Source organism: Acinetobacter sp. 148, from assembly GCF_031196675.1.
Lineage (GTDB): Bacteria > Pseudomonadota > Gammaproteobacteria > Pseudomonadales > Moraxellaceae > Acinetobacter > Acinetobacter baumannii.
Genome location: NZ_JAVIMT010000031.1, coordinates 1 through 263, shown reverse-complemented (window position 1 = coordinate 263; position 263 = coordinate 1). Strand labels below are relative to the sequence as shown.

1 pseudogene is annotated in these 263 nt (G+C 28.1%); it reads left to right on the top strand.

Annotated features, from left to right (window positions below):
- A pseudogene (locus tag RFX69_RS05770) lies at positions 1–263 on the top strand (hypothetical protein); the annotation flags it as partial.

Sequence of the window (263 nt, the reverse complement as noted above, 5' to 3'; positions counted from 1 at the left end):
TACGCTGTTTGCAGCTTTAATTGCAATATCACTATTTAATGATTGGAAGGTTCAAGAAACTTTTAATCGAACCCAACGACTCCATGACGAAGGTGTTGATATAATTTTAAAGACAACAAAAAAACTTAACAATTTGAAAGCTCAAATACAGATTAATAAATTACTTTTTACTGAAGGTAAATTATCGGAAGAGCAAATTAAGAAATTAGAAATAGAATTCAACGATCAAGTAAAAGAAACTATTATTTACGTGCAAGATTTAA